The sequence below is a fragment of the Pseudarthrobacter oxydans genome (genome assembly GCF_034258515.1).
Classification (GTDB): domain Bacteria; phylum Actinomycetota; class Actinomycetes; order Actinomycetales; family Micrococcaceae; genus Arthrobacter.
The window spans coordinates 46,460-71,199 of record NZ_CP139438.1; the positions used below are offsets into that span (position 1 = coordinate 46,460).

At 62.5% G+C, this 24,740-nt stretch carries 16 protein-coding genes; 4 read left to right on the forward strand and 12 right to left on the reverse strand.

The window, feature by feature from the left end:
• Positions 1 to 150 precede the first annotated feature (150 nt).
• From SMD14_RS00215 to SMD14_RS00225, 3 genes are read right to left on the reverse strand one after another with little or no spacing between them, the layout of a single operon-like run.
• Positions 151 to 1,641, reverse strand: coding sequence for an NAD-dependent succinate-semialdehyde dehydrogenase (locus SMD14_RS00215; RefSeq protein WP_321214874.1), 1,491 nt, complete (start codon positions 1,639 to 1,641; stop codon positions 151 to 153).
• Positions 1,638 to 4,718 carry an FAD-binding and (Fe-S)-binding domain-containing protein gene (locus tag SMD14_RS00220; protein ID WP_321214875.1) on the reverse strand — a complete coding sequence of 1,027 codons (3,081 nt, stop codon included), beginning with the start codon at positions 4,716 to 4,718 and terminating at the stop codon, positions 1,638 to 1,640. The genes SMD14_RS00215 and SMD14_RS00220 overlap by 4 nt, the downstream gene beginning before the upstream one ends.
• Positions 4,719 to 4,726: 8 nt before the next feature.
• Positions 4,727 to 6,004 carry an aminotransferase class III-fold pyridoxal phosphate-dependent enzyme gene (locus SMD14_RS00225; RefSeq protein WP_321214876.1) on the reverse strand — a complete coding sequence of 426 codons (1,278 nt, stop codon included), beginning with the start codon at positions 6,002 to 6,004 and terminating at the stop codon, positions 4,727 to 4,729.
• Between the two features lie 66 nt (positions 6,005 to 6,070).
• Between SMD14_RS00225 and SMD14_RS00230 the strand changes: the two genes are divergently transcribed.
• On the forward strand, positions 6,071 to 7,066 hold the full coding sequence (locus SMD14_RS00230; protein WP_321214877.1) for a D-2-hydroxyacid dehydrogenase: 996 nt from the start codon (positions 6,071 to 6,073) through the stop codon (positions 7,064 to 7,066).
• A 436-nt stretch (positions 7,067 to 7,502) separates the two neighbouring features.
• On the opposite strand, the gene acs is transcribed toward SMD14_RS00230, so the two are convergent.
• Together acs and pdxS are read right to left on the reverse strand one after the other, a co-directional pair.
• Positions 7,503 to 9,437 carry an acetate--CoA ligase gene (gene acs / locus SMD14_RS00235; RefSeq protein ID WP_409339734.1) on the reverse strand — a complete coding sequence of 645 codons (1,935 nt, stop codon included), beginning with the start codon at positions 9,435 to 9,437 and terminating at the stop codon, positions 7,503 to 7,505.
• Positions 9,438 to 9,496: 59 nt separating this feature from the next.
• A complete protein-coding gene (gene pdxS / locus SMD14_RS00240; RefSeq protein WP_321214879.1) occupies positions 9,497 to 10,408 on the reverse strand; it encodes a pyridoxal 5'-phosphate synthase lyase subunit PdxS in 912 nt (303 codons plus the stop codon).
• Positions 10,409 to 10,599: 191 nt separating this feature from the next.
• On the opposite strand from pdxS, the gene SMD14_RS00245 reads away from it, so the two are divergent.
• Positions 10,600 to 11,109: a DUF3830 family protein gene (locus SMD14_RS00245; RefSeq protein ID WP_174182169.1), complete on the forward strand. Its 510-nt coding sequence runs from the start codon at positions 10,600 to 10,602 to the stop codon at positions 11,107 to 11,109.
• Positions 11,110 to 11,176: 67 nt separating this feature from the next.
• On the opposite strand, the gene SMD14_RS00250 is transcribed toward SMD14_RS00245, so the two are convergent.
• From SMD14_RS00250 to SMD14_RS00260, 3 genes are read right to left on the reverse strand one after another with little or no spacing between them, the layout of a single operon-like run.
• On the reverse strand, positions 11,177 to 12,412 hold the full coding sequence (locus SMD14_RS00250) for a M20 family metallopeptidase (protein WP_174182171.1): 1,236 nt from the start codon (positions 12,410 to 12,412) through the stop codon (positions 11,177 to 11,179).
• A complete protein-coding gene (locus tag SMD14_RS00255; protein WP_321214880.1) occupies positions 12,409 to 13,662 on the reverse strand; it encodes a PLP-dependent aminotransferase family protein in 1,254 nt (417 codons plus the stop codon). The genes SMD14_RS00250 and SMD14_RS00255 overlap by 4 nt, the downstream gene beginning before the upstream one ends.
• A gap of 2 nt (positions 13,663 to 13,664) precedes the next feature.
• Positions 13,665 to 14,846, reverse strand: coding sequence for a M24 family metallopeptidase (locus SMD14_RS00260; RefSeq protein ID WP_321214881.1), 1,182 nt, complete (start codon positions 14,844 to 14,846; stop codon positions 13,665 to 13,667).
• Between the two features lie 147 nt (positions 14,847 to 14,993).
• Here SMD14_RS00260 and SMD14_RS00265 point away from each other — a divergent pair, with 147 nt between their 5' ends.
• A complete protein-coding gene (locus tag SMD14_RS00265; protein WP_321214882.1) occupies positions 14,994 to 16,271 on the forward strand; it encodes an aminotransferase class III-fold pyridoxal phosphate-dependent enzyme in 1,278 nt (425 codons plus the stop codon).
• Positions 16,272 to 16,771: 500 nt separating this feature from the next.
• Complete coding sequence (locus SMD14_RS00270) at positions 16,772 to 17,893, forward strand: MFS transporter (protein ID WP_321214883.1); 1,122 nt, start codon at positions 16,772 to 16,774, stop codon at positions 17,891 to 17,893.
• 1,234 nt (positions 17,894 to 19,127) lie between these two features.
• On the opposite strand, the gene SMD14_RS00275 is transcribed toward SMD14_RS00270, so the two are convergent.
• The 4 genes from SMD14_RS00275 to SMD14_RS00290 form a co-directional block, all read right to left on the reverse strand.
• A complete protein-coding gene (locus SMD14_RS00275; protein WP_251421504.1) occupies positions 19,128 to 20,414 on the reverse strand; it encodes an ABC transporter substrate-binding protein in 1,287 nt (428 codons plus the stop codon).
• Between the two features lie 50 nt (positions 20,415 to 20,464).
• Complete coding sequence (locus tag SMD14_RS00280; RefSeq protein ID WP_251421506.1) at positions 20,465 to 21,346, reverse strand: carbohydrate ABC transporter permease; 882 nt, start codon at positions 21,344 to 21,346, stop codon at positions 20,465 to 20,467.
• A 4-nt stretch (positions 21,347 to 21,350) separates the two neighbouring features.
• The gene (locus SMD14_RS00285; RefSeq protein WP_251421509.1) at positions 21,351 to 22,193 is read right to left on the reverse strand and encodes a carbohydrate ABC transporter permease; all 843 of its coding nucleotides are present in this window, start codon (positions 22,191 to 22,193) and stop codon (positions 21,351 to 21,353) included.
• A 123-nt stretch (positions 22,194 to 22,316) separates the two neighbouring features.
• Positions 22,317 to 24,647 (reverse strand): FAD-dependent oxidoreductase, encoded by a 2,331-nt coding sequence (locus SMD14_RS00290; RefSeq protein ID WP_321214884.1) that lies wholly within the window; start codon positions 24,645 to 24,647, stop codon positions 22,317 to 22,319.
• Positions 24,648 to 24,740: the final 93 nt, after the last annotated feature.

Genomic DNA, 24,740 nt, shown 5'->3' on the forward strand with positions numbered 1-24,740 from the left:
AACCAGAATCGACGTATTAACCCTCTCGCACCTTTCGACCCAAAGCTCTCTCAGCTTTCCATTGGTGAGGAAAGGTGAGAGAGCCGTCAGGTGGGGCTGCGGATGAAGAGAGGGTTGGAATTTTTATTGGAAAGGTCTTAGAGGCTGCGGTCAGACGCGCGGGATGGCCATGTATTTGATCTCCAGGAACTCATCCAGGCCGACCTTGCCGCCTTCGCGGCCCAGGCCGGAGGCCTTAATACCGCCGAACGGAGCTGCCGGGTTGGACACGATACCGGTGTTCAGACCCACCATGCCCACCTCAAGTTCATCGCCGACGCGGAAGGCGCGGTCCAGGTCTTGGGTGAATACGTAGCTGGCAAGGCCCCACGGGGTGTCGTTGGCCAGCCGGACCACTTCCTCTTCCGTGTCGAAGGGGATGACCGGAGCCACCGGGCCGAAGATTTCTTCGCTCATCAGAGCCGCGTCGGAACTGACATCGGACAGCACTGTGGGGGAGTAGAAGTAGCCGTTGCCCTCGGGACGGGAACCGCCGCAGACCACGGTGGCGCCCTTGGAAACGGCATCATCGACCAGCTCCTGGACCTTGTTCAGCGCCTTCTCCTCAACCAGGGGTCCGACGTCCGTGCCTTCCACTGCGCCGTCGCCCACCTTCAGATCCCCCAGGCGCTTGGCGAGGCGGGCGGAGAAGTCGGCTGCAACGGAGCGCTGGACAAAGATCCGGTTGGCGGCGGTGCAAGCCTCACCCATGTTCCGCATCTTGGCAGCGAACGCACCTTCCACCGCGCGGTCCAGGTCGGCGTCTTCAAACACGATGAGGGGTGCGTTCCCGCCCAGTTCCATTGAGGAGCGCATGACGTTTTTGGCAGCCTGTTCCAGAAGACGAATGCCCACGCCGGTGGATCCGGTGAAGCTGACCTTGCGGGCAATGCCGCTTTCCATCCATGGTGTCACCACGTCAGAGGCATTAGTGGTGGTTACCACGTTCAGCACGCCCTTGGGCAGGCCGGCCTCTATCAGGATGTCCGCCAGCGCCAGCGATGACAGCGGCGTGAGGTTGGCCGGTTTGAAGACCATGGTGCAGCCCGCGGCGATTGCGGGGCCGATCTTTCGGGTGCCCATAGCCAACGGGAAGTTCCATGGCGTCACCAAGACGCAAGGTCCGACGGGTTCCTTCGAGACGAGGATACGGTTCTTGCCGTCGCCGGTGGTGGTCAGATCTCCGCCGATACGGACAGCTTCCTCTGAAAACCAGCGGAAGAACTCAGCGGCGTAGGCCACCTCGCCTTTGGCCTCAGCAAAGGGCTTGCCCATTTCCGTGGTCATGATTAAAGCAAGTTCGTCCTGGCGGGCCATGATCAGGTCGAAGGCACGGCGCAGGATCTCGCTGCGCTCCCGGGGCGCGGTTTTGGCCCACTGTTTCTGTGCACGTCCGGCGGTTTCAATGGCACGGCGTGCGTCTTCGGGGCCCCCGTCAGCGACACTGGCGATGACTTCCTCGGTAGCGGGATTGATGACATTGAACCGGGCACCGGAAGCTGCTTCGGCCCATTCTCCGTCAATGTAGAGGTTCGTGCTGACCTTGGCGACGGCGTCGAGCGCCTTTTGCGAGGTCCGGGAGGCGGCTGCCTGGATGCTCATGATGGATCCTTTTCTAGGTTGGAAGGGAGTGGCTGGTGGCTGTGCTCGGAGTTCATTGCCGATTTTTCGGCGGGGTCCAGTAGTTGGGCAAGGTGACGGCCCGGCCTGGAGTTATCAATCTGCTTTACCTGCATGGCGCAGGAGAATCCGTCCGTGAGGATCACGGTATTGGAGTCGGTCTGGCGCAAGGCCGGGGCCAGCGCCTGCTCTGCCACCAGCATGCTGACGTCGTAGTGCTCCTTTTCGAAGCCGAAGTTGCCGGCCACGCCGCAGCAGCCGGTGGCATCCACTACGCTGTCTACACCCACGGCTTTGAGTGCAGCGCGCTGAACGCCGGCTCCGAACACGGAGTATTCATGGCAGTGCGTTTGCAGCACCACTTGCTCCGGAAGGGGTTGGGTCGACGCCGGTTTCCAACCTGCCTGGGCGAGCTCTTCGATGTGTGTCGCAAAGCTCCGCACCCGGGCAGCAACCCGGCGGGCCTGGTCCGTGTGGACCAGTTCGGGAAGGTCCTTGCGCAGCGCCGCCGCGCAGCTGGGTTCCACCACCACGATGGGCCGATCGGTCCCGTCATCCAATGCCACCGCTGCCTCGGCCATCAGCTTTTTGGCGGTGTCCAGCTGACCGGTGGATATCCAGGTCAGGCCGCAGCATGCGTCAGCTGAGCATTCCACAGAACCTGCACCGGCCAGGACGCGAGCAGCGGAACCAGCCACCTCCGGACGGAACCCGCGGGTAAACGTGTCCACAAACAGCACAACACCGTTGACGGCCGGAGCAATGCCGCCGTTGGAGTTTGTTACTGGTCCGATGCCGGCAGCCGCTACTTCGCGGCGCCACTCGCCTGCTCCGGCGAAGCGTGGCATTGCCCGCCGGGTGGTGAGTCCGCCCAGGGCGGATGCGACCTTGGCCAGTGGGGTGGACATCACAGCGTTGACAAGTGGCGCGGTGCGGCCCGTGATCTTAAGCCACCGGGGAAGCCAGCCCAGTGAGAAGTGGGACATCGGGCGGAGTTTGCCCTTGTAGTAATGGGAGAAGAACTCGGACTTATAGGTGGCCATGTCAACGCCCGTGGGACAGTCGCTGGAGCAGGCCTTGCAGGACAAACATAGGTCAAGGGCCTCGCGGACCTCCTCGGACTTCCAACCTTCCTCCATGGTGCGGGCGCCGCGGACCATTTCCTGAAGCACCCGGGACCGGCCACGGGTGGAGTCCTTCTCATCCTTCGTGGCGCGGTAGCTGGGGCACATCACGCCGCCCGCGTCCGTGCGGCAGCGGCCTACGCCTATGCAGCTTTGAACCGCGTGGATCCACGGATCCGTCCCGCTGCCGGTAGAGGTTTCGGGCGTATCGGTCTCGGTGGTCGAGCCGCCACCGGCTGTGATGGGGCGAAGGTCGAAGGTGGTGCGCCACTGCCGCTCGGGGATGCCTTGGAGCGCCAGGTTGGCGTCCATGGGGTCAGGTTCGGTGAGGGACCCGGGATTAAGGATTTGTGCCGGGTCCCAGGTGCGCCGGTATGTGGCGAAGGCTGCCAGCATACGCGGCGAGTACATCAGCGGCAGCAATTCCGAGCGTGCCCTGCCGTCGCCGTGCTCGCCGGAGAGCGAGCCGCCGTGGCGGACCACCAGTTGGGCAGCTTCCTTGGTGAAGCCGCGGAATACGGCGCGGCCGGCCTGCGTGCGCAGGTCGTAGGTGATACGGATATGCATGCAACCGGCACCGAAGTGGCCGTACATAACGCCCGTCAGATCATGCCGGGCCAGGAGTTCGCGGAAGTCCGAAAGATAGTCCGCGAGGTTCTCAGGGGCAACCGCCGAGTCCTCCCACCCGGGCCAGGACTCACCACCCGTGGAGAGGCGAGCGGAGAGCCCGGCGCCGTCCTCGCGGACCCGCCACAGAGCCGCTCGTTCCTGGAGGTCCGGCACCATGCGCCCATCCACCAGGCGGCCGTTTTCCCTGAGCCGTGCCAACAACCGGTCAGCTTCTGCCCGGACCTGGCCCGGGTTCTCGCCGTCCAGGTCCACGTACAGCCAGGCCTTTCCTTCGGGCAAGCCCGTTACTGAGCCCTTGCCGCGGCGGAAACGCATAGTGTCCACAATCGCCTCGTCGATACCTTCGACGGCGGCCGGGGAAAACTCCAGAATAGTCATGATGTCACGGGCAGCGTCGACGACGTCCGCATAACCCAAACACACCAGCAGGGCGCTGGCTGGTTTTGGGACGAGCTTCATCCGCGCGCCCACAATGATGGCGCAGGTTCCCTCGGAACCTGCGAGGGCGCGAGCGATGTTGAACCCGTTTTCCGGGAGCAGGTTGGCCAGGTGGTAGCCGGAGACTTGCCGCTGGATCCGTTCGAGTTCCAGGCGGAACTCGGACAAGTGGCTGTGGGCCAGTTGCTTAAAGGAGGCGGTCAATGCACCGGCACGTGCTGCCGAGGCATTGTCCTCAGGATCGGTGGCACGCAACCCCGTGGCGGTGGCGGTCAGGCGGGCGCCGTCGGAGGTGACGACATCGATCTCCACTACGTGGTCAGATATCCGGCCATAGCGGACGGAGTGGTTGCCGCACGCATCATTGCCCAGAGAGCCGCCCACGGTGGCGCGGTTCTTGGAGGACGGGTCCGGGGCGAAGGTGTACCGGTTGCCAGTGGCCTTTTCCACTTCCCGGGAGAGGACGGCGAGCACCACCCCGGGGTCGACGCTTACGGTCCCGGTAGCTTCGTCGATCTCGTGGACAACGTTCATGTGCCGGGAGAAGTCCAGTATCACGCCTGGACCCATGGCGTTGCCGGCCATGGAGGTCCCGCCGCCGCGCCCAATTAGCGGCGTTGCGGTTTCACGGCAGGCAGCAACAACCGCGACGACGTCCTCAACCGTCCGTGGAAACACTACGGCAAGTGGTGCTACCCGGTAGTTGGAAGCGTCATATGAGTATTCCGCGAGGCGGCGCGGCGAGCTGTCGGCGGCCACGCCTGCCGATGCCAGACGTGCTAGCACAGCAGGGGAACCGGCAACTGGTGCACCGGTCCGGCGGGTACCCGTTGCCGGTCCTGCGGGGGAGCGAACAGCATCAATCATGGCGGGGCTCAGGATCCAGTGGAAACGGTTACGGCTGCGGTGACGGTGGCGATGGCGTTTTCGAAGCGTTCGAGGCCGGTGGTGATTTCTTCGGCGGTGACGATGAGGGCGGGGATGAGGCGGACGACGTTGCCGGCGGGCCCGCAGGTGAGTGTGAGCAGGCCGTGGTTGGTGGTGGCCTGTTGGACTGCTGCTGCGGTTGCGGCGTCGGGGGTGCCGTCTTCGGTGGTGAATTCGATGCCTTGCATCAGGCCTTTACCGCGCACGTCGCCGATGACGGGGAAGCGGGCCTGGATGTCTTTGAGTCCGGTCTGGAGCTGCTCGCCGCGGATCCGGGAGTTCTCGACGAGCCCTTCGTCGCGGACGACATCGAGGGTGGCGACGCCGGCGGCGGCAGAGACAGCGTTCCCGCCGTAGGTTCCGCCCTGGGACCCGGGCCAGCCTTTGGACATCAGCTCGGTGGAGGCGGCTATGGCGGAGATCGGGAACCCGGAGGCGATGCCCTTGGCGGTGATCAGGATGTCCGGGGTTGCGGTGGAGTACTGGTGTCCCCAGAACTTGCCCATCCGGCCCACGCCTGCCTGGACTTCATCGAAGATCAGCTGGATGCCGTGCCGGTCGGCGCGTTCGCGCAGTCCTTCCAGGAACGCCGCCGGGGTGGGCAGGTATCCGCCGTCACCGAGGGCCGGTTCGATCAGGAACGCTGCAGTATCGTTAGGCGCGGTCCGGGTCTGGAACAGGTAGTCCAGTTCCTTCAACGCGAATTCCACCGCGGCCGCCTCATCCCAGCCGTAGCGGTAGGCGTACGGGAAGACGGACATGTGCACCCCGGACATCAGGGGGGAGAAACCGGCAGAGAACTTCGTTCCGGCAGTGGTCAGCGACGCCGCCGCCACCGTCCGGCCATGGAAACCGCCCTGGAACACGACAATGTTCGGCCGGCCCGTGGCCATCCTCGCCAAGCGGATCGCGGCCTCAACGGCCTCCGATCCGGAATTGGCGTAAAACACCGAATCCAGGCCTTCGGGCAGTACCTCACCAAGCTTCTCGGTCAGCGCCAGCAAGGGCTTGTGCATCACCGTGGTGTACTGGGCGTGGATGATCTTCCCCACCTGCTCGCGGGCAGCCTCCACTACCCGCGGATGGCAATGACCCGTGCTCGTCACACCGATGCCGGTAGTGAAATCAAGATACGACTTTCCATCAGTCGCATGAATCCAGCTGCCAAGGGCATGATCAACAACCAGCGGGGTCGCTTGCTTCAGAAGAGGGCTAAGAGAAGTCATGCATCCAATGATGCGCATCACATCATCCTATTGTCAACAATCGGCAGATTGGGTTAGGGTGAAGAGGTGGATACAACGACCAAGCCAGCCAACACGCCCCGCCCAAAGATCGTTATTCTGACGGCGGAGGGCGTTGTTCCTCCCCATAATCTGGAGACCCTTCGATCGCGCGCCGATGTGGTTACGACCGATGCAGCTGGGCTGGCCGAGGCACTGCCCGGAGCGGAGGTCCTATTCCTTTGGGACTTCTTCTCCACTGCATTGCGTGACGCCTGGGAGCATGCTGACTCGGTGCGCTGGGTGCATGTCGCGGCTGCCGGCGTGGATTCGCTGCTCTTTGACGAGCTGCGGAATTCGGAGGTTTTAGTTACCAACGCCCACGGGGCCTTCGATGGATCAATTGCAGAGTTTGTGCTCGCCTCGATCCTTGCTCATGACAAGCAACTGCATACCAGTAAAGATCTGCAGAACCAGAAGGTCTGGAAGCACCGCGAGGTCCAGCGGACTGCCGGACAGAACGCCCTGATCGTTGGTACCGGGGGAATCGGCCGGGCCACTGCCAAGCTGCTGAAAGCGGTGGGCCTGAATGTTATCGGCGCGGGACGAACTGTGCGCAGCTACGACGCGGACTTCAACGAGGTAGTGGCCAGCGAGGACCTCGTCAGCCACGCCAGCTGGGCAGACCACCTGGTGCTGATTGCACCCTTGACCAGGGATACCCGTGGGATCCTGAGCAGTTCGGTGCTGGCTGCGATGAAGCCTTCCGCCCATGTTGTGAACGTGGGGCGGGGTGCCCTCGTGGACGAAGACGCTTTGGTGGAAGCCCTCCGGGCCGGCAGTATTGGTGCGGCATCACTGGACGTCTTTCACGTCGAACCGCTGCCAGACGACCATCCTTTTTGGAGCATGAACAACGTCCATATTTCCGCTCATATGTGCGGAGATGTCGTGGGCTGGCGAGAAACCCTCGCGGACCAGTTCGCAGCGAATCTGGATCGCTGGCTCCAAAGCGAGCCACTTCTCAACCAGGTAGACAAAAAACTGGGGTACGTTACAAAATAGCCTCCACCTGAGGGGCAGGTGCCCACATGATGCTACTGGCGGAGCCTGTTCTCCGAGGGGGCCGCAAGTCCCTGGCAACAGCAGTGCTCGGGGGATCATCAGCGGTGTCGGCATGCCCGGCTCCTGCTGTTCAGTTTGGTGGAAGAGCTCCTTTTTCGCCGCAGCCCCTAACTGGTTCCCAAAAGTTCTGGAGCACAGCACTCCGTGAAACCATGGCCAGTCGCAGGTGGCACTTTGGAATTGGCAGCGCTGTGGCGTGTGCCGACGTGAGAGGCGGGCGCGTGCCAACGTAAGACATGGATCCGCTCCCTATGTGGAACGGGATTTCGCCACAAACCTATTGCCTCCGGAGGTCTACTTCTTCCCATCACCCCCTGAGCGTCGCTAATTCAGAGGTCGGCACCAACCTGCCCTATTACCGGTCCTTTCCGCGCACTTACTTCCTGAGTGACTGCGCGATCTGTTGCATGATCGTGGGGTCGGAAAGGGTGGTGGCGTCGCCGGGGTCGCGGCCTTCTGCGACGTCCTTGAGCAGGCGGCGCATGATCTTGCCGGACCGGGTCTTGGGCAGTTCCGGGACCACCAGGATGTTCTTGGGCTTGGCGATGGGCCCGATTTCCTTACCCACGTGGTTCCGGAGTTCCTGGACGATCTCATGCCCGGAATCCACGGCGTCACCGCGAAGGATGACGAACGCGACGACGGCCTGGCCGGTGGTTTCGTCCGCTGCCCCGACGACGGCGGCTTCGGCCACGGCCGGGTGGGAGACCAGGGCGGATTCGATTTCGGTGGTGGAGAGCCGGTGCCCGGAGACGTTCATGACGTCATCCACCCGGCCCAGGAGCCAGATGTCGCCGTCCTCGTCCTTCTTGGCACCGTCGCCAGCGAAGTACATGGTTTCGAAGCGGGACCAGTAGGTGTCCTTGAACCGCTGCGGGTCTCCCCAGATGCCGCGCAGCATCGCGGGCCAGGGTTCGCGGATCACCAGGAACCCGCCGTGGCCGTTGGGAACCGATTCGCCCATCTCGTCCACCACGTCAACAGCGATACCCGGCAGGGGCACCTGCGCGGAGCCCGGCTTGGTGGCCGTGACCCCGGGCAGCGGGGCGATCATCTGGGCCCCGGTTTCGGTCTGCCACCAGGTGTCCACGATGGGGGCCTTGTCCCCGCCGATGACCTTCCGGTACCACATCCAGGCCTCGGGGTTGATGGATTCGCCCACGGAGCCAAGGACGCGCAGGGAGGAGAGGTCGTACTTGTCCGGGATCTCCCTGCCCCACTTCATGAACGTCCGGATCGCGGTAGGGGCGGTGTAGAGGATGGAGACCTTGTACTTCTCCACGATCTCCCACCAGCGGCCCTGGTGCGGGGAGTCCGGGGTGCCCTCGTACATCACCTGGGTGGCGCCGTTGATGAGCGGCGCGTACGCGACGTAGGAGTGGCCGGTGACCCAGCCGACGTCGGCCGTGCACCAGTACACGTCCGTCTCGGGGTGCAGGTCGAACACCGCCCTGTGCGTGTAGGCGGTCTGGGTGAGGTACCCGCCGGTGGTGTGCAGGATGCCCTTGGGCTTACCCGTGGTGCCGGAGGTGTAGAGGATGAACAGCGGGTGCTCGGAATCGTGGCCCACCGCTGTGTGCTCGGTGGAGGCGGCCTCCATGGTGTCCGCCCACCATTGGTCCCGGCCCATAACCCATGTAATTGGTTGCTCATTACGTCGAACTACGATGACGTTCTGCACTGTATGGCCGGGGCGCGCAAGGGCGTCGTCGACGGCCGTTTTGAGGGCGCTGGGCTTGCCACGGCGGTACGTGCCATCCGCGGTGACCACGAGCTTGGCCTCGGCATCCTCGATGCGGGAACGCAGCGCGTCGGCGGAGAACCCGCCGAACACCACCGAGTGCACGGCGCCGATCCGGGCGCACGCCAGCAGCGTGATCACCGCTTCGGGGATCATCGGCAGGTAAACGGCAACCCGGTCGCCCTTGGCGACGCCGAGGGACTCGAACGCGTTCGCTGCCTTCTTCACCTCATCGGTCAGTTGCGCATAGGTGTAGGTGCGGGTGTCACCCGGTTCGCCTTCGAAGTGGATGGCCACCCGGTCCCCCCGGCCGTTCTCCACGTGCCGGTCCAGCGCGTTGTAGGCGGCGTTGACCTCCCCGCCCACAAACCACTTGGCGAACGGCGGATTGGACCAGTCCAGCGCCTCGTCGAAATCCTTGCTCCAGGTCAGCAGCTCCCGCGCCTGCCGTGCCCAAAAAGCCGGCCGGTCCGCCTCGGCCTTCTGATACTCATCCGCGGTGACCACAGCGTTCGCAGCGAACTCCGACGAAGGCGGAAAGGCGAAAGGGGCGGCGGGCGCCGGGTGCAGCGGGTCCTCGTGGACTGATTCTGTGGTAGACACGTATGTCCTTTCGAACATGAAGGGGGTTACCAGCCGCGTTCGGCGAGGCGGTGCGGCTGCGGGATTTCGTCGACGTTGATGCCCACCATGGCTTCGCCGAGGCCGCGGGAGGCCTTGGCGATGACATCGGGGTCATCGAAGAAGGTGGTGGCCTTGACGACGGCGGCGGCGCGCTGGGCCGGGTTGCCGGACTTGAAGATGCCGGAGCCGACGAACACGCCGTCAGCGCCGAGCTGCATCATCATGGCAGCATCAGCGGGGGTGGCGATGCCGCCGGCGGTGAACAGGACCACGGGAAGTTTGCCGGCGGCGGCAACTTCCTTGACCAGTTCGTACGGTGCCTGCAGTTCCTTGGCCGCGACGTAGAGCTCGTCCTCGGGCAGGGCGGCGAGCTTGGCGATCTCGGAACGGATCTGGCGCATGTGGCCGGTGGCGTTCGAGACGTCGCCGGTGCCGGCCTCGCCCTTGGAACGGATCATGGCGGCACCCTCGTTGATGCGGCGCAGTGCTTCACCGAGGTTGGTGGCGCCGCAGACGAAGGGAACCTTGAAGTTCCACTTGTCGATGTGGTTGACGTAGTCGGCCGGGGTCAGGACCTCGGACTCGTCGATGTAGTCCACGCCGAGGGACTGCAGGATCTGGGCCTCCACGAAGTGGCCGATCCGGGCCTTGGCCATGACCGGGATGGACACGGCATCGATGATCTGGTCGATCATGTCCGGATCCGACATGCGGGACACGCCGCCCTGGGCGCGGATATCGGCCGGAACGCGTTCCAGCGCCATGACCGCCACGGCACCGGCGTCCTCGGCGATGCGGGCCTGTTCGACGTTGACGACGTCCATGATGACGCCGCCCTTGAGCATCTCAGCCATGCCCCGCTTCACGCGGCCGCTGCCCGTGACCCTGTCGTATGCCACTTGTTTGCCGTGGAGCATGAGTATCGCCTTACATGTACGAGGTAGATTGTTGACAATAGTACACCGCCGCGAGCCCTAGCGCATCTTTTGGACACCAAGGCAGTTTGGTAGGATTGTTGACAACTGTGATCCTACCCACATAGTCTCAACGCGACCTATATAAGCACCGTGCACCCTGCGGCGTGCACTAAAGGAAGACAGGCAGAAACATGGCTCGTTACATCAACATCACTCTCGAGAAGCGGGGAGTGACCTGCAAGGCGGTCCTACTCGACGACGTTGCGCCCCGCACGAGCAATGCAGTCTGGGACGCTCTACCACTAAGCAGCCAGGTATTCCATGGGAAGTATGCCCGTAATGAGATATACAACCTCGTCCCGGCTTTCGCTCCTAAGGAGCCCGGCGCCGAGAACACCACGGTGACGCCGATTCCCGGCGACGTCTGCTACTTCACGTTCACGTCCAATGACCTGAAGACGCCTTCGCACGGGTATGAGGCGGACTCAGGGACTGATGAAGTCCAGACCATCGTCGACCTCGCCGTTTTCTACGGGCGGAACAACCTGCTGCTCAACGGCGACACGGGTTGGGTTCCCGGAAACGTCTTTGCCACCATTGTTGAAGGCCTGGATGAGATGGCGGCGGCTTGCCAGGATATCTGGATGGGCGGTGCCCGGGATGAGACGTTGACCTACAGCCGCGCTGAGGACTCTGAATAGACACCCCCAAGAAACGACAAAGAACGGCCGAGGGCGCTACATGCCGTCGGCCGTTCTTCGTTTTACGTCAGCTATGCCCGTGCCGGAGGCACATGAGTGCATAGGCGCGGGCCGCCGCCACAAGCTCTGCGATCTTCACTGATTCATTGACCTGATGGGCCTGGTCGTTGAGTCCGCCGGGCCCCATAACGATGGTGGGGACGCCGAGGTCACGGGCAATGAAGCCACCATCACAGGCTGCGGTCCAGCCCGTCACGGCACTGTCCACGCCGGCATCGGCCAGGGCGGCCACTGAGTTAGCCACCAGGGGGTGGACCTCAGGGGTGCGGAAGCCCGGCATGTCCATGGTGACCTTTGCTTCCACCGTGATGCCGTCCGTATCAATGCCTGCGCCGTTGATCTGGCCAAGGAGCTGGTCAAGGATCACTTGGGCGTTCTCATCGGGCATGAGCCGGCGGTCCAGGGAGACGGTGCATTCGGCTGCCACCATGGATGTTCCCGTGCCGCCGCGGATGAGGCCTGTGTTCCAGCTTCCGGCACCAAGGAGCGGATCCATTGCCGATTGGAGTCGGGCGTGATCCGCGCGGACCAGATCTAGAATCCTCGCCGCGGAGTCGATGGCGTTGCGCCCATCAGCGGGACGCCCCGAATGTGCGGATTTGCCAGTGATTTTTAGCTCGATATAGCTGTCGCCACGGCAACCGATAACCGTTTCCAGGTCGGTGGGTTCGGCGACGACGCACCCTGAGTAGGAAAAATGAGGATCCGCCAGCGCTGCCGGCGTGTAGGCCCGAATGCCAATACCCAAGTCCTCTTCGTCCACAGTGCAGGCCAGCGCGGCGTTGCCGCGCAACTCCGCGCCCGCGTCCTTGAGGGCCTTCAAAGCTATAAGGACCGCGGCCAACCCGCCCTTCATGTCCGTGGAGCCGCGGCCGAACAGCCGTCCGTCCCGCACGTACGGCGCAAACGGCGGCTGCTCCCAACCGCTACCGGCGGGCACCACGTCGGAGTGGCCCAGAAACAGCAGCCCCGGCTGAGGTCCGCCCGGCAGGACGGCGGTGAAGTTGGGACGTCCCGGCGCGACGGTCTCGGCCGACACGTCAAGGCCTGCATCCAAGCTAAAGCTTTTCATGACCGCCACTGTTGCTTCTTCGGTGCCACCAGGGTTTTCGCCGCCGGCTGCCACCAGCGCTGTGGTCAGTGAGACGAGCTCCGCTTCGTTTATTAGGTCCAGGACCTTCTGTTCGAGGTTCTTGCCCGCAGAATCCTGCTGGCTATCCTGCCCGAGAGCAGCGGTTTTCACGCGCTGGCTCCCTCTTCCAGGGCCGCAAGCTCACGGTCCATCGCACGGCGGAGGCGGATGATGCCTTCCTCTGCCCGCTCGGGAGTGGTGGACGCGAAGCAGAGCCGCAGCGCGTCCCCAAATTTTCCGCTGGCGGACAGTGCCGGCCCAGGGATGAAAGCGACTCCCTCCGCCAGCGCCGTCTCGAAGAGCTTGCTCGTGTTGATCCTCGCGTCTTCGCCCTGGAGGGTGAGCCAGAGGAAGAATCCACCTTCGGGGTCAGTGGTGGTGATCCTGCTGCCGAGGTTGCGGTGCAGGCTTTCCTGCATGGCGTCCTTACGCCTCTTGTACTCCGAGCGCAGGCCGGCAAGATGGTTGTCCAGGCCGCCGCGGCGGATGAATTCGGCCACGATGTGCTGGGCAGGGACGTTGGTGCAGGTGTCCATCGCCTGCTTGGCATTGATAACCAACTGGCGCAGGGACGGATCAGTGTCAACCCAGCCCACCCGCAGCCCCGGGGCCAGGATCTTGGAGAACGTCCGGACGGAAAAGAGCAGTGGATCACCGGGGCTCAATGCCTGGAAGGAGGGCAGGTCCTCACCCTGAAAACGGAGCAGGCCATACGGGTCATCGTCGATGATGACGGCATTCCACTCGTGGGCCAGCTCCAGCAGCTGGTGGCGGCGGGACAGCGAGAGGGTGACACCGGACGGGTTCTGGAAATTGGGAATGGTGTAGATGGCCTTGGGGGTACGGCCAGCAGCTGCTACCAGATCCGGAAGGGCCTCGACGATGAGACCGTTCTGGTCCATAGGCGCCTCAAGCAGCTCGGCCCCGTAGCTCAGGGCGGTGCCGCTGCCGTTGGTGTAGGTAGGACTCTCAACGATCACCAGGTCGCCAGGGTTGATGAAGATCTTGCAGGCCAAGTCAAGACCCTGCATTCCGCCGGCGGTGATCGTGACGCGCTCCTCGACGGTAGGGTCAGAGGTGCCAGCCAGGTACTCCACGAGGGCTTTCAACAGCACCGGCTCGCCTTCGGTGGCGCCGTAGGTCAGGGAGCTGTGGTCCATGACCTTGTCGGCGATGTCCCGGAATTCTTCCAGCGGCACGGCTTCGTCAGCGGGCGAGCCCATGGCAAACCGGACAATGTCATGCGTCTGGGCTGCCAACAGGGACGTGCTGGAGTCGATGACCGAACCGACCAGGCCGACAGCTCGGTCTGCTAAGGGAGGGGCAGCGGGGAAACGGGTCCCAAAGTGGTTGATCGTCATGGCTAGGCGCCTTTCTGGATGAGGTCGCGGGGGAAGCTGGTGAAGGTTTCCACGCCGTCGGCAGTGACGCGGATGGATTCTGAGAGTTCGTAGCCGTAGTTATCCATCCACATGCCGCCGATCAAGTGAAAGGTCATGTTCTCCGCAAGGATGGATTCATCCTCGGAGCGGATGGAGATGGTGCGCTCGCCCCAATCCGGCGGATAACCGACGCCAATCGAGTAACCGATGCGGGAGGGCTTTTCCAGGCCGTACTTGGCCAATGTCCAGTTCCAGGCCCGTGCCAGTTCGCGGACGGGGACACCGGGCTGCACTTCGGTCAGCACCGCGTTAAGGCCGTCCGCGACGGCGTCCGCCAGCTTTTCCAGACGTTCCGGCTTCTTGCCGAGCACCATGGTACGCGCCAGGGGTGTGTGGTAGCGCTTGTGGGCACCGGCCAGTTCGATGACCACGGCCTGATTCGCCTCGAAGCGGTCCTCGCTCCAGGTCAGGTGAGGGGTGTCCGCTGCTTCGCCTGTGGGGAGCATAGGCACGATGGCCGGGTAGTCCCCGCCTACCCCTCCTGCGCCTTTGATCTGGGCTTCGCTGATGGCTGCGGCGGCATCACACTGACGGACGCCCACATCGATCGTCTCGACGGCGGCCTGCATGGCTGCCATGCAGACCTGCGCCGCTCCGCGCATCAGCTGGATCTCGGCCGGGGACTTGATCGAGCGGACCCAGTTGACTAGCTCAAAGCTGTCCACCAGGGTCCACTCCGGGATCGCATTAAGCAAGGAGCGGTAGGCCTTGGGGGAGAAGAAATGGGAATCCATTTCCAGGCCCACGCACCCCTTCGCCGCCGGGGCTATAAGGAAGCGCTCACGCAGGGCGAAGGCCACCCAGTCGAAAGGATGGACATGCGGTCGGTGTACGTACTGCTCCGGGTAACCGATGATGCAGTCCTGGGGAAGCCATGTGGTACGGAAGGCGCCACCGGCGTCCATTGCCCGCGTAAAGAGGAGCATGGGTCCGCTCGCCGGCACGAAAACCAGCTGCGGGGTATAAAAGGACCAGGCGTTGTAGCCAGTGAGATAGTAAATATTGGCTGGATCAGTGACCAGCAGGGCGCCCAAGCCTTGCTTTTCCATCCGCAACCGTACGCCAGCTAGACGCGCCGCGTACTCCTCTTCGCTGAAGAGCAAAGCACACCTCCAATGGGGCTTAGTAGATTGTCTACAATGTAACCCTGTGGGAGGAATCACACAAATCTGGCGGGATGGAGCAGCAACAACAACGCTCTAACGTTTGATTGTTGACAATAGGATGATGTGATGCGCATCATTGGATGCATGACTTCTCTTAGCCCTCTTCTGAAGCAAGCGACCCCGCTGGTTGTTGATCATGCCCTTGGCAGCTGGATTCATGCGACTGATGGAAAGTCGTATCTTGATTTCACTACCGGCATCGGTGTGACGAGCACGGGTCATTGCCATCCGCGGGTAGTGGAGGCTGCCCGCGAGCAGGTGGGGAAGATCATCCACGCCCAGTACACCACGGTGATGCACAAGCCCTTGCTGGCGCTGACCGAGAAGCTTGGTGAGGTACTGCCCGAAGGCCTGGATTCGGTGTTTTACGCCAATTCCGGATCGGAGGCCGTTGAGGCCGCGATCCGCTTGGCGAGGATGGCCACGGGCCGGCCGAACATTGTCGTGTTCCAGGGCGGTTTCCATGGCCGGACGGTGGCGGCGGCGTCGCTGACCACTGCCGGAACGAAGTTCTCTGCCGGTTTCTCCCCCCTGATGTCCGGGGTGCACATGTCCGTCTTCCCGTACGCCTACCGCTACGGCTGGGATGAGGCGGCCGCGGTGGAATTCGCGTTGAAGGAACTGGACTACCTGTTCCAGACCCGGACCGCGCCTAACGATACTGCAGCGTTCCTGATCGAACCGGCCCTCGGTGACGGCGGATACCTGCCCACCCCGGCGGCGTTCCTGGAAGGACTGCGCGAACGCGCCGACCGGCACGGCATCCAGCTGATCTTCGATGAAGTCCAGGCAGGCGTGGGCCGGATGGGCAAGTTCTGGGGACACCAGTACTCCACCGCAACCCCGGACATCCTGATCACCGCCAAGGGCATCGCCTCCGGGTTCCCGATCTCCGCCATAGCCGCCTCCACCGAGCTGATGTCCAAAGGCTGGCCCGGGTCCCAGGGCGGAACCTACGGCGGGAACGCTGTCTCTGCCGCCGCCGGCGTCGCCACCCTCGATGTCGTCCGCGACGAAGGGCTCGTCGAGAACTCCCGGATCCGCGGCGAGCAGCTCCAGACCGGACTCAAAGACATCCAGGCCCGCTTCCCCGTCATCGGCGACGTGCGCGGTAAAGGCCTGATGCAAGGCATCGAATTCACCACCGAAGACGGCACCCCCGACGCCGCAACCGCAGCAGCAGTCCAACAGGCCACCACCAACCACGGCCTGCTCACACTCACCTGCGGGCCCGCCGGCAACGTCGTCCGCCTCATCCCCGCCCTCATCGTCACCGCCGAAGAAATCACCACCGGCCTCGAACGCTTCGAAAACGCCATCGCCACCGTCACCGCAGCCGCTCCTGTTCCGGCAGGAAGGTAGTCTCTGCAAGGTCTCTCCAGTACCGGCCGTGACAATGCAGACCCTCGACGGGTGTAGATCAAGAACGCCCTTCAGGTACTAGATTTAGCGGATTGCGTCGCGGACCCGCAGGTACCTGCATGTGATCAAACTGGTGTCCGGAATACCTTTCGGTCTCTTTGCTGTTGATTCCATGCTCGCAGGTCGACCTGACAGCATGGAATCAAGACGGCCAGGGCGTGGCCAGCGATTGCTGGATTCCCGGCGAGCAGGCACAGGCTCATGAACCGCCAGCTTGCCGTAGCTATAAGCGAATTAGCCAAGGGATTCCGGTTCTCGGTGTCTTTCCGATCCATTTGCCGGAATTTCTTCACGGGATGAAGCATAAGCCTGCCCCGCCGCACGGCGGAGGCTTTCGGACCCGTGAACTGCACTGCGGAACGTTTGTGTTTCTCCAGAATCTTGGGCAAGCACCGCTGGCCGGGCTGGAGCCCGAAACTTCCATCCGAAAGGGCCTACTGATGGTGTTCACAAGCGGTACGGGCACCAGTCGGCGGCAGTCACGAGGCGTCATCAGCCTTGCGGGAGCTTCTGGTGGCGCATTTGCAAGCTTCTATTGCTTCTACTCCGGCGCGCCCCTCATTTATACCTCCGCCCAGACCCCTGCAGGAGGTGTGGTCGTGGGGGTCCTGATGGTGGTTGTGGTCCTCATTCAGCCTTTTGTCCTGGCAGTAGGCCCTTGGACGCGGAACCGTGCCCGTGTGGTCAGGATGTCATTGCTGGCCATTGCCGCCGGACTGGCCGCGTTGCCCTTCGGAGTCCTCTGGCCAGGCCTAATCCTCCTAGGGGTCGGGTTTGGGGTCTTCGTGGTAACCGCCACAGCATGGGCCAAGGAGCTCGCCGCCCCGGAAAATGTGGGCTGGGCATTGGGCGTCTACGGCTTCGGTTCAGCAATCGGCGGTGCTGTTGGAGCGCCCGTCGGGCTCCTCCTGGCCGCGCGTTTCGGTGCATCGGGTGTGGTCCTGGGAGGGACAGTGTTCGCTCTCCTGGCAGTCCTGCCTGTGCTGGCTGTGGCCAAGAACATCGCCTACAACGGGCCGGCGCACCTGGCACGGCTGAATTCGCCGGCATCTCCGATCACCGACGGCGTATCATCGGGTGTTGGTCTCCCAAACGTGGCCGCCGTCCTCGTGGTGCTGGTGATCCTGGCAGTCCACCTGCTGGCCGTCGTTCTGTATGCCGCCGTGCTCTCCTCGGCGGCGTCCCTGGTCACGGGGACGACTGCTATCGCTGCTGTGTTGGCGGTTTTCGCAATCCAGAGCACTGTCGCGCTCGGACGCCTGGCCAGTGGCGCGTTGTGCGATCACTCATCAGCTGTCGGCACCGCTGCCAGCGCGGCCGTTCTGTTGGTGATTTCCGTCGCCTGCTTCGCCGTCCCCGGTTCAACCCCGCTGGTAAGGATCGGAGCCAGCGCCGCGGTCGGCGCTGGAGCAGGCATGATGCAGACTGCCGCATTGACACTAATGATGCGGCGTGCGCAAACGCCGGCCCGGACAGAGCAAGTGAGTGCCGCCTGGAACATCGCTTTCGACCTCGGTCTGGGCGCCGGAGCAGTCATCGCCAGTATCATGACCCTTGCCTGATGCCTTGAGGACACTCCAGGCTGCAAACCCGTGTCAATTCCTTGCCACCCACCTACCTTCCGACCTCGGAGTCCGCTGCCGACAGCCGCAACCCACGCCTTTCGGGCGTGAACAGCATGAGCTCCTCGAGCTCCTCACATGCGTACTGACGGACGCACCCGATCCGCTTTCCGGTCACTGGCTCCTCCAAACCTCACTCTGCCAAGTTGAGTTCAGCTCGCCCTAAGATGAAATTAAGAGGTCAAGGCTGTCAGCCATGCTCGTCCAGTTAGCGTGTGCCCTGCAACCCACTGGCTCCTCGATGAGTAATGCACTGAAAGTGGAGCATACCCGGGCTGTCTTGGGCCGCTCCCCCGCCTATTTTCATTCACCGATAACGGATATTCCGTCAACCCGGCGAGGCTCGGACAAGCTGCGCTGATGACTTTGTTCCGTCCACAGTTGGGGTCAATTTGGGTTATCCACGGCTGAATTGAATATTGGGAGCCCCTGGATTAGCTCCCGGAGCAGCAGTAGCGGTGGAAACCCATGAGAATTGTCCCTGGGTGTGGGCGGCGGTGGAACCCAGCCTCTCAGTGGACTCGGATTGAATTCCCTTATTTCTGGGGCCCAACAAGGCCGTCTGTGTCAGGTTGGGGTGTGCCCCAAGTGAACGGACTAGCTACGCTAAGTCGGGGTGGGACAGGTCGAAAGGATTTGGCCTGAGTGTTCATGCGCTTGCCCGGCAGCACGATTCAAGCTCTTGCTCTCAGGGCAGGCCCCGCGGACTTGACGATGATCCGGGTCCTTGAGAGGAACCACAGGCGGGGCAGATAGTCCCGCTGGGCGGTACCGGCAGATCCGGCCGCCCCCTACCCGGTTCTAATTTCTGGCCACGACTTGCTTCGTGGGCTTGGACGTGTTGTTCCCCTTCTAAGGACAAGCTGTAGATTCTGTGCCTGCCGACTTTCTCGATACTCACGAATCCGTGGGAGTTCAGCTGAGTTAATCGGTTGCTGACGTATCCCTGTGAAAGGGCGAGCTCATCCGCTAGCGCCTTAGGATACGTGGGCCCTCGCTGCAGAACACGGACGATAGCGACTGTGGTTCGCCCTTCAAGCAAGGGGGAAACTTGCGCCTTCACACGCTTTCCTTACTGTCGTTGTGTTCCCTGATAGGGAGCACAAAGCGAACTTCTTGCTGAAAGTCTCTGCCCGGCTGGTGGCCGAGCCGGGCAGAGACTGCTGCTGTTGGGCTACCCCTTGAGCATGCCTTCTAAGTCGGTTTTGGCTGCGGCCATAGCAGCTTTGGCGGAGACGCTGCCGGACAGGGCAGCTTCGACGTGTTCATTGAAGCGTGTCTGAGCTGATGACGCGCTGGGGAAGTTCCAGAACGGGTTGCGCGTTGCGGTGGAGGCAACTTGCTTGTCGAATTCGCTGTGGAACGCATCCTTCTTAAACCATTCCGCGTTGAGATCCCGTGTGGTGGTTGGAGGTTGTCCGGCTGCCTCAAACATCTTTTGCGTGGCTTGGGCGTCGGTGCTCATGTATTCCATAAACCGAGTTGTGGCATCCTCGTCAGTAAACCGCACCAGGGGCTGACTCCATACCAGGGCTTGCGGTGTGTCTCCCGAGGATTGGGTCGGGCGGGCGGCGGGCTTCATCTTTGATGCCATCTCAGGGTCACTTGATTGGCCCGGAATGATGCCTATTGCCTGTGGCGCGTCCTCGTAGATGGCAGCCTTCCCCTGGGCGAAAAGCGTGCGGGCAGAGTCACGGACCACTCCGGCCTGGATCAGTCCTTCGTCCAGGAGCTGCTTCCAGTAGTCCAAGGCCCGAACTGAGCCTTCATCGCCCACGGTCACGGTCTCGCCGTCCACAACAGGAGAACCGAAGGTCCACATCCACGGGATGATGTCCTTAAGCTGCTCCACCTTGGTGCAGGGAGCGTAGGGCACCATGCTGCTGTCGGCCTGTTTCAGCGCCCGAAGGGCCGCCGTGAAGTCATCGACGGTGCGGGGCGGCGCCGAAACCCCGGCTGATGAGAGGATGTCGGTGTTGACGATGATGCCGATCGCTGACTGCGTCCAGGGCATCGCATACCGCTTGCCCTTGTAGGTGCCGGCGTTCTTTACAGAGTCAGGGTACAAAGACTCGTCGAACGCCCCTGAGACCTCTTTGAGGGCGCCGGTCAGGGCGAGAGTTGAAAGCCACTCCTCGTCGATGTGGGCGACACCGGTGAGGCTTCCGCTTTTGGCTTTGAGGACGAGCTGGTTGAGGTACTGCAGGTACGGATAGCTGTTCTCCTCCGTTTTGACTGACGTGGCCGAGCTGAAGTCCGCCACGACTTCTTTGAGTGTCGTGCCCGAGTCCTGTCCGAAGACCCATGATGTGACGGACAAGGCCCCGTTGGCGGCGGGGGTGCCCGATGAGGAGCCGCAGCCTGTGAGTGTGAGGAAGCCCAGGGCGGCGGTGCCTGCCCCCGCTCCGAGGAAGGCCCGGCGGGACAGGGCGTTTGCTGAACGGTTAGGCATCGTTGCCATTTTCTTTCTCCTATTGATCTGTTGCGGCCGGCGCCGCAGGTGGTGGGGAGCTATTTGACGGAGCCGGCCAAGGCTCCGCTTACGAAGTGTTTTTGCAGGAGCAGGAAGACTGCGATCACGGGCAGGGAGGTCACCAGGGACGCGGCCATCATTTGGCCGTAGGAGTTCTGGAACTCGCCCAGGAAGGTCAGTGACAGGCCTGCCGGGAGGGTTTGCAGAGGTGTATCGACAAGGGTTAGTGCGTAGGCCAGGTCATTCCATGCCCGGATGAAGGCGAAAAGGCCGACGGCGATCAGTGAAGTTCGGCAGACAGGCAGCAGCACGGTGATCATGATTCTGAGCTCGCTTGCCCCGTCGATGCGGCCTGCTTCTATGAGGTCGCTGGGAATCGCATCAAAGCTGTTCTTCATCATCCATACGGCGAGGGGGAGGGTGAATGTTGAGTACGAGAGGATGAGCGCCCCGTAGGTGTTGAGCAGTCCGAGGGCGTTGAACGAGGCGTACAGCGAGAGCAGGAGCAGGACCTCGGGGACCATCTGGGCCACGAGTATCAGGTACATCAGCGGGGTGCGGCCGTAGTAGCGGAATTTCGAGAAGGAGTACCCCGCGGTGAATCCCAGGAAGAGGCTGATGACGGTTGTCGTGGTTGCCACGATCAATCCGTTCACCATGAACTGCAGGAGTGTCGCGTTGGTCAGGACCTCGGTGAAGTGCTCCAGGGTGAAAGACCGCTGTATCGAGGGCGGGAACTGGAAAATGTCATGGTTGGAAGTGAACGCCGTCAAAGCCATCCAGGCCACTGGAAAGAGGGAGAACAACAGCAGTGCCGCGACCGTGATGTGGGCGGTGGTTGAGCGACGCTGCCCGGGAGCGGAACCGTGGGCAGATGCTCCGATGCCGGTCCTCGCTGGTGTTTTGAGGGTTGCAGACATCTGGTTAATCCTTTTCCTGCTTGAGTGTATAGACGACGTAAATGGCCACCAGGGCGCTCATGAGGACGGTCCAGACGGCGCCGATTGCTCCTGCCGCCCCAAGGTCGAAGTCGCTGAAGGCGGCCTTGTACAGGGCGATGGAGAACGTTGTCGTGGAGCCCACAGGCCCGCCGCTGGTCATCACGTAGGGAATCTCGAACTGTTGGAATCCCCAGATCGTTTCGAGCAGCAGGGTCAGGGCCAGGGCCGGTTTGATTTGCGGGAGGATCACGAAGAACTGTTTCTTCCAGGCGGAGGCTCCGTCCACGGCTGCGGCGTCGTGTACTTCGGAGGGAACCCCCTGCAGCGCCGCCAGGATCAGGATGGTCATCCAGGGGAAGGAGTGCCAAATCTTGGCCACAATAATTGCTGCCATGGCCAGCTGGGGGGAATCCAACCAGTTGGTGTTGCCTTCTCCCAGGCCCAGCAGTTGGATGGCGCCGTTCAGGACGCCGTAGTTGGTGTCGAAGATCCAGAGCCAGACGAAGGAAACGACGACGCCGGGGAGGATCCACGGTACGAGGAATGCCGTGCGGAGGGCTCCGACGGCCGCCATCCGCGTGTTCAAGGCCAGGGCAAGGGCCAGTGCGACGACGAAGGCGCCGAGGGTCGAGGCTCCCACGAAGACGATGGTTTGCCACAGGATGGGGCCGAAGGATGGTGAGGAGATGAAGTTTGCGATGTTTTCGAATCCGACGAAGTTCTCGTCGGTGCTGAGCAGGCTCCGGTCGGTGAAGGCGAAGGCGAGGGATTGAACGAAGGGATATCCGATGACAAGGATAAACAGGGTCAGGGCCGGAAGGATCAATAGATAAGGGAAAGGTGTCCCGCGTTTGGCTCTGCGGTTCGGTGCGGGATGTTCCTTGCTTGGTTTTCGGCCACTTGTGCCTGGGCCGGCCTGATGTTGTGTTCCGGTATGGACAGACATGACTTAACCAGCCGATGTGCAGATGGGGGATTGGTAGCACCGGATCTCGTAGACTCCGGCGGAGGGGTCGCCGTTGGTGGCGAACACGGTCAGGCGGAGTCTGCCGGTGGTGATGCCTTCAGGCAGGTCGTGAACGACGCGGGTGGAGTAGTTGCCAGACACGCGGGTGATTTCGCGCCACCCGCCAGCGGTTTCGGCTTCCAGGGCGTAGTCACGGGCGCACTGGGGGTCGCGGTAGAAAGCAGGGTAGGCATGGTATTCGCGCAGCAGGTGGCCCGAGAACGTGATCTGGACCTGGCGGATGCGCTGGGGCTCCTGCCAGGAGAGCTCGAGCCACTGAGGAAGTGGGGCCACCGGATCGGACCTCCACTGGTTGGTGCCCTGGTGGGGACGGGTGACGCCGGTAAGGACGTTGTCGGCGGTGTAGGCTTCCTGCGCCGGCTCGATCTGAAAGCTCAGGGTTGAGCCTCCGCCGAAGCGGCGGTAGCGGCCTGGGCTGTACTCGTAGCCGGCAATCTGCCCTGGCAGGACGGTGCTGGAGACGTGCCACTCGATCTCAGGAGCTGCTTCAAGGTCCACCCTGATATAACCGCCCTCTGCCAGGTCATCACCTGGGATGGTGACGGGCCACTCGATCCAGTGGGGGCCTCCGGGCGGGACGATTAACACTTCTTTTCGCAATGCCCCTCCGGGCTCGGTCCTGTAGTCCCAGATGTCCTTGACCTTATGAACGGTCGCAGTGACTTCACGGGCCGATTCCCCTCCATTGCTGAGTGCGAGCCGGATGACGTCGACGCCCTGCCCTGCCCCTACCGCAATCCATTGCGCGGTCCGCCGCTCAAGACGACCGGTGAACGGGTGCACTGGATGGTCGCGCCAGTGATCGATCCCACCGAGCCAGTTCGCGCTGTTCGGTCCGACCCCGCGGACCTTGTCAGCGCTGCTGGAGGTGACCGACGACGCGAGGGCCAGGTCCGCCGGGTCAGTATTCCGCACGTGGGGCAGGAAGCAGCCATCGCGCAACAGCGCCTGCTGGAGCTCCCCCATATTAGTGGTGAGGACAGACTGGATTCCCTGGCCGTCCTTGGCGATGGCAGCAGCGGTACCTGCCGCTTGGCCCATTACTGCCGTTGTCCCCATGACACGCAAGGCGCCTAATGCGGCGTGGGTGGAACTGACGTTTCGTCCCGCGAACATCAGGTTGGGGACGTCCTTGCTCATCAGAGCACGAAGCGGGATTCCGAAAGGTCCCACGTACTTGGAGGAGCCGAAGCTGGATTTTGGATTGGCGAAAAGAGCCGTGCTTACAGGCTCTGCGTCCTCGGCCAGCAGACCCCCCAAAGTGTGCAGGTCCACGTACCAGCCTCCGAACGCGACCTCATCCTCGAAGGACCCGTTTTCAATCAGGTGGTTCTCTGTTAGGACCAGCTCCCCAAGCAACCTCCTGCTCTCACGCTTTCCTGGCACTTGCCCGATCCAGTCCAGTGCCAGGTTCGCCGCCTTTTCGGACCAATGGGGATCCCTGTTTTTCAGGTAGTCCCAGATTCCCAGGACATGGCGCGTGAGTTCGTGCCGAATGACCTCGTTGTCGTGAATGGAATCCCAGGGGGTGCCGATTTCAATCCACCAGTACCCGCTGGAGAGCGTCTTCGGAAGCCGTGCCCCCTTGCGGAAGAACGAGGGGTCATCGTATTTCACCGCCCACTCGGGGGCCTTGAAGGGGACCGGCCGGCCAGTATCGACTGTTTTGAAGTGGAGGGAACTGCCCATTGTCCCGTCCGATGCTTCATCCGGGGCATCGGGTTCGCCGTACTCGGAGGCCGCTTCCGTACCGGAGAGCCATTCCGCCCCTGCCAGAGCACCCAAAGTCCCGTCGCCGGTGCAGTCTATGAAGGTCTTACCGGAAATCTGGATAACCGTCTCGGCGTTGGCCACGCGGGCACGCACCCTGCTGATCCTATGGTCGATGACGTCAACCTCTTCCAGGGCCGTGTTGAGGTGCAGGGTCAGCCCTTCTGTGCGGACCGCCATGTCATAAAGAACGAGGTCCCAGACGCTGTTTGTCCACCCGTTTTCTTCAATCTTGGCGTGGTTCGTGGCCCGTTCCTGGATCAGTGCTTCAGAGATGATGCCCGTTTCCCTGGCGTAGCCGTGGAAAGCTGCCGCACCGTGCGGTGTGACGCGCACTTCAGATGAAGAGTTTCCGCCAAGAACCGGACGGTCCTGAATCAAAACGGTCTTCGCTCCATGGCGTGCCGCCGCAACCGCGGCGGAAAACCCCGCCAAACCGCCACCGGCGACCACAACGTCGTAGTCTTCTTCGACAAACTTCACTCGTAAACCCCTTCAAAGTCTCTGTGTGTTGATGCAAGTGCTCATTGCTTGCCATGTGTGCGTGATGCCGCCGCTTCCCAGAACTTAAACGTT

Bases quoted from the DNA above. Each gene is read 5' to 3' on its own strand.
- SMD14_RS00215 (WP_321214874.1), bottom strand. From the start codon at position 1,641: ATGAGCATCCAGGCAGCCGCCTCCCGGACCTCGCAAAAGGCGCTCGAC.
- SMD14_RS00220 (WP_321214875.1), bottom strand. From the start codon at position 4,718: ATGATTGATGCTGTTCGCTCCCCCGCAGGACCGGCAACGGGTACCCGC.
- SMD14_RS00225 (WP_321214876.1), bottom strand. From the start codon at position 6,004: ATGACTTCTCTTAGCCCTCTTCTGAAGCAAGCGACCCCGCTGGTTGTT.
- pdxS (WP_321214879.1), bottom strand. From the start codon at position 10,408: ATGCTCCACGGCAAACAAGTGGCATACGACAGGGTCACGGGCAGCGGC.
- SMD14_RS00245 (WP_174182169.1), top strand. From the start codon at position 10,600: ATGGCTCGTTACATCAACATCACTCTCGAGAAGCGGGGAGTGACCTGC.
- SMD14_RS00255 (WP_321214880.1), bottom strand. From the start codon at position 13,662: ATGACGATCAACCACTTTGGGACCCGTTTCCCCGCTGCCCCTCCCTTA.
- SMD14_RS00265 (WP_321214882.1), top strand. From the start codon at position 14,994: ATGACTTCTCTTAGCCCTCTTCTGAAGCAAGCGACCCCGCTGGTTGTT.
- SMD14_RS00270 (WP_321214883.1), top strand. From the start codon at position 16,772: ATGGTGTTCACAAGCGGTACGGGCACCAGTCGGCGGCAGTCACGAGGC.
- SMD14_RS00275 (WP_251421504.1), bottom strand. From the start codon at position 20,414: ATGGCAACGATGCCTAACCGTTCAGCAAACGCCCTGTCCCGCCGGGCC.
- SMD14_RS00280 (WP_251421506.1), bottom strand. From the start codon at position 21,346: ATGTCTGCAACCCTCAAAACACCAGCGAGGACCGGCATCGGAGCATCT.